This is a genomic window from Pseudanabaena biceps PCC 7429 (genome assembly GCF_000332215.1).
Classification (GTDB): Bacteria; Cyanobacteriota; Cyanobacteriia; order Pseudanabaenales; family Pseudanabaenaceae; genus Pseudanabaena; species Pseudanabaena biceps.
This window is the reverse complement of the sequence record NZ_ALWB01000344.1, coordinates 1-3,860: the sequence shown is the minus strand read 5'-3', so window position 1 is coordinate 3,860 and position 3,860 is coordinate 1. Positions and strand designations below refer to the sequence as shown.

Annotated in this window: 4 protein-coding genes and 1 pseudogene; 2 read left to right on the top strand and 3 right to left on the bottom strand. The window is 44.1% G+C overall.

Annotation, left to right across the window (positions count from 1 at the left end; all coding sequences use genetic code 11):
• The first annotated feature begins 102 nt into the window (after positions 1-102).
• The gene (locus tag PSE7429_RS22040; protein WP_009629596.1) at positions 103-579 is read left to right on the top strand and encodes a nucleoside deaminase; all 477 of its coding nucleotides are present in this window, start codon (positions 103-105) and stop codon (positions 577-579) included.
• 71 nt (positions 580-650) lie between these two features.
• Here PSE7429_RS22040 and PSE7429_RS22035 read toward each other — a convergent pair whose 3' ends face one another.
• On the bottom strand, positions 651-1,070 hold the full coding sequence (locus PSE7429_RS22035) for a hypothetical protein (RefSeq protein WP_040690247.1): 420 nt from the start codon (positions 1,068-1,070) through the stop codon (positions 651-653).
• 122 nt (positions 1,071-1,192) lie between these two features.
• Here PSE7429_RS22035 and ilvD point away from each other — a divergent pair, with 122 nt between their 5' ends.
• Positions 1,193-2,887 carry a dihydroxy-acid dehydratase gene (gene ilvD / locus PSE7429_RS22030; protein ID WP_009629594.1) on the top strand — a complete coding sequence of 565 codons (1,695 nt, stop codon included), beginning with the start codon at positions 1,193-1,195 and terminating at the stop codon, positions 2,885-2,887.
• 90 nt (positions 2,888-2,977) lie between these two features.
• Here the strand turns inward: ilvD and PSE7429_RS22025 are convergent, their stop codons facing one another.
• Together PSE7429_RS22025 and PSE7429_RS27425 are read right to left on the bottom strand one after the other, a co-directional pair.
• The gene (locus PSE7429_RS22025) at positions 2,978-3,499 is read right to left on the bottom strand and encodes a hypothetical protein (RefSeq protein WP_009629593.1); all 522 of its coding nucleotides are present in this window, start codon (positions 3,497-3,499) and stop codon (positions 2,978-2,980) included.
• A gap of 21 nt (positions 3,500-3,520) precedes the next feature.
• Positions 3,521-3,743, bottom strand: a pseudogene (locus PSE7429_RS27425) (ISKra4 family transposase); the annotation flags it as partial.
• Positions 3,744-3,860 lie beyond the last annotated feature (117 nt).

The following is a 3,860-nucleotide window of genomic DNA, read 5'->3' as shown; positions in this document are numbered from 1 at the left end:
TTGCGCCCCGTAGGGGCGCAACTTTACGGGTTTTGGTTTGTAATTAATTATGCCTAGCTATAAATGAAAAATTGAGACGAAAAATTGAGATGAAAAATTGAGATGAAAAACTTAGATGCAAAATTAATAATGCACCAATTTTGGATGGATCGGGCGATCGCCTTAGCTCAGGAGGCGGGAAACTTGGGGGAAATTCCTGTGGGGGCGGTAATTGTTAATAAATTGGGTGAGGTGATCGCCACTGGAGTTAATCGCAAAGAGCGCGATCGCGATCCTACCGCCCATGCTGAGATGGTGGCGATCCGTGAGGCGGCAAGGATTTTGCAAGACTGGCATCTTACGGGCTGTAGTCTCTACGTTACTCTAGAACCCTGCCCGATGTGTGCGGGAGCGATTTTGCAAGCAAGGATTAGCACTTTAATCTATGGTGCGGATGATCCCAAGACAGGCTCAATCCGCACTGTAGCAAATTTGCCCGATAGTCCTGTCTCTTTTCATCGACTTGAGGCGATCGCAGGAATCCGCGAACGCCAATGTCAGGAATTATTACAAACTTGGTTTCAACAGCTTAGAAATTAATGTCGAAATTAAAGCCCAAAAGCTGTAGCGCACGCGCAGCGTGCGCTACAGCTTTTGGGCTTTATGTAGCATTATTTGGTGCATAGAGCATTCAAGCGATCGACAATATCGCTTTCCTTACTTGCGGCAGCGCTTAGATCTCCCTTAGCTTTTTCTAAGGCATTTTTGTCCTTGGCTTCAGTTGCCTTAACCTGCATTTTTAGGGACTGGGAAACATCGCCATACATTGCTAATAGCTGCCCCTGTAGCTCCTTCAACTTTGAGTCTTGTACGTTCACGCTCTGTACTTCTGTGCGAATTTGTTCGATATTGTCGGCTAAAGTCCCCAACCCTGACATATCTTTGGGAGCGGCAAGATTTTTGGTTTTATTGGCGATAGTAACAACTTTGTTACATTGAGCAACTCGACTTTCGCCACAGCCATACAAACTAAGCCCGAGGGTTAAGGTAATTGTACTGATGACTGCATAACGTTTCAAAGACTGAGTCATGGGATTAGATAAGAGCGGGTGAAGTTGCATTGGTTTGGGAGCAATAGTCCAAAGTTATGGTTCGCGTGTCCAAAAATTCTAAAATGTTTTAGTTGATTAAGCTAATAACAGAGATTTGAACTATGTCCGATAGCACCGATAATCGCCGAAGTCGTGCAATTACCGAAGGCGTTCAGCGATCGCCAAACCGCGCTATGTTACGCGCTGTTGGTTTTCAAGATTCGGATTTTACTAAACCTATTGTCGGTGTAGCCAGCGCCCACAGTACCATTACACCATGTAACATGGGCATTGCCCCCCTTGCCATTCGTGCTGAAGCGGGGATTCGGGCTGCTAACGGGATGCCTCAAGTGTTCGGTACGATCACGATCAGCGATGGCATCTCCATGGGCACTGAAGGCATGAAGTATTCCCTCGTATCCCGTGATGTCATTGCTGACTCGATCGAAACCGCTTGTACAGGTCAGAGCATGGATGGCGTTTTAGCGATCGGTGGCTGTGATAAAAATATGCCAGGGGCGATGATCGCTATGGCAAGAATGAACATTCCCGCTTTATTTGTCTATGGGGGCACGATCGAACCTGGACATTTGGATGGGGAAGATTTAACGGTAGTCAGCTCCTTTGAAGCTGTTGGGCAATATAGTGCGGGCAGAATTGACGAAGTAAGGCTGAACTCGGTCGAACGTAATGCCTGCCCTGGAGCGGGTTCCTGCGGTGGCATGTATACGGCTAATACGATGTCTTCGGCTTTTGAAGCTATGGGAATGAGTTTGATGTATTCCTCCACCATGTCGGCGGTTGCACCTGAGAAGGCGGCTAACACTGAACTGGCGGGCACTGTTTTAGTAAATGCAATTCGCAATAACCTTTGCCCCCGCGACATCATCACTCGCAAATCGATCGAAAATGCGATTTCCGTAGTTATGGCTGTCGGTGGATCGACGAATGCGGTTTTACACTTTTTGGCGATCGCTCATTCCGCAGGTGTGGAATGGAATCTTGATGATTTTGAGCGTATTCGCGAGCGCGTTCCCGTTCTCTGCGACCTCAAACCATCGGGACGTTATGTTGCCACCGATCTCCATAAGGCAGGTGGGATTCCTCAAGTTATGAAGATGCTTTTAGCCCAAGGGCTACTACATGGCGACTGCATTACGATTACGGGGCAAACCGTTGAAGAAGTTCTCAAAGACATTCCTGTAGAACCCCGTTCCGATCAAGATGTCATTCGTCCTTGGGATCGTCCTATGTACAAACAGGGACACCTCGCAATTCTGAGAGGCAATCTGGCGGAAGAAGGAGCAGTTGCCAAAATCTCTGGTGTTAAAAATCCAATCATTACTGGTCCCGCCCGCGTCTTTGAATCAGAAGAAGCCTCTCTTGCGGCGATCCTCGACAACAAGATCAATGCAGGTGATATTTTGGTGATTCGCTATGAAGGACCTAAGGGTGGTCCAGGAATGCGCGAAATGCTAGCGCCAACTAGTGCAATTATCGGGGCTGGTTTAGGTGATTCTGTCGGCTTAATTACCGATGGACGGTTTTCGGGCGGAACCTATGGCATGGTAGTTGGTCATGTCGCTCCTGAGGCTTTTGTGGGTGGTACGATCGCCTTAGTAAATGAAGGCGATTCGATCACGATTGATGCCCATCAGCGCTTGATCCAACTCAATGTAAGTGAAGAGGAATTAGCGACCCGTCGTGCTAATTGGAAAGCGCCTGCCCCTCGTTACACCAAGGGCGTTTTGGCGAAATATGCCAAACTAGTTGCAACTAGTAGCAAAGGTGCTGTAACGGATTTAGACCTGTTCTAAAAAATTGGGCTTAGGGTTTGCTAATTCCTACATCTAAATTTAGTAAATCCTAAGCCCTAAAATCACAAAGATGTCTTAATACTCAAACAACTAAGTATCAAGTTTTGTGCATTTTTCACACGGTTCATAACCATTAACCTTGGCATCTTCCCAGCTTAAAAAGTACTTGATTTCTCTTTCATTTGAATTTGGGAAATCATCACATAGCCTATGAAAATGAAATTTGTTTTTCTTATTTCCCTTATATGGAATTAAAACTCTCACATCTGAAGATTTGACATCTTCTTTGATTGGTAATAGCCAAATAGCTAAGTTCTTAATTTCATTCAATATTTTCAAATGGCTCGGATTTATATTAATTTTATTCTTATGTAAAGCTTCATCTACATCCTTGATAAAAGCTTTTATGTCATCAGGAGAAGCTTTTCTGGAGATTTTTGTATATTTTCTGATTATTTTTTTGATCAGTTTCTGAAGTAATTCTAAATCTTTATTATGCCTAGAAAAGATTACATCCAGATTGTTTTGAGCTTTTACTAAATTAGGATAGTATTTATTTTTTAGTACTTCTAATTCTTGAGAAATGTCATCTCTTATATGGGAGCATCTCAATTAGGCACTGAGTAAATATACTTAGGCAAGATTGAGGTTGAGATAAGCGCAACGATGTTTAAGAACTTGGGGAAGATTATCGCGCTTCCACTGAGCACCAGATATTTTGATTCTACGCCCAATTTGCTTGATAGTAGATTCAACAGCACCAGAGCCAATGGTAATTCCTTGTGTTTAGAAAAGCTTGGTAGTCAGGGATACGGAGGCGGTGTCTTTCGAGATAGGCTATAAAGTTCGTAACTTGACTGGAGTTTAGACTAAGTTGATTAAGCTAATCAGAAAAGAGCAGGAAAAGTAACCCAGAGAATGGAGAACTGGGCAAATCCAAGAGAATGAAAAGGAGAATATTTAGGATTAGGAA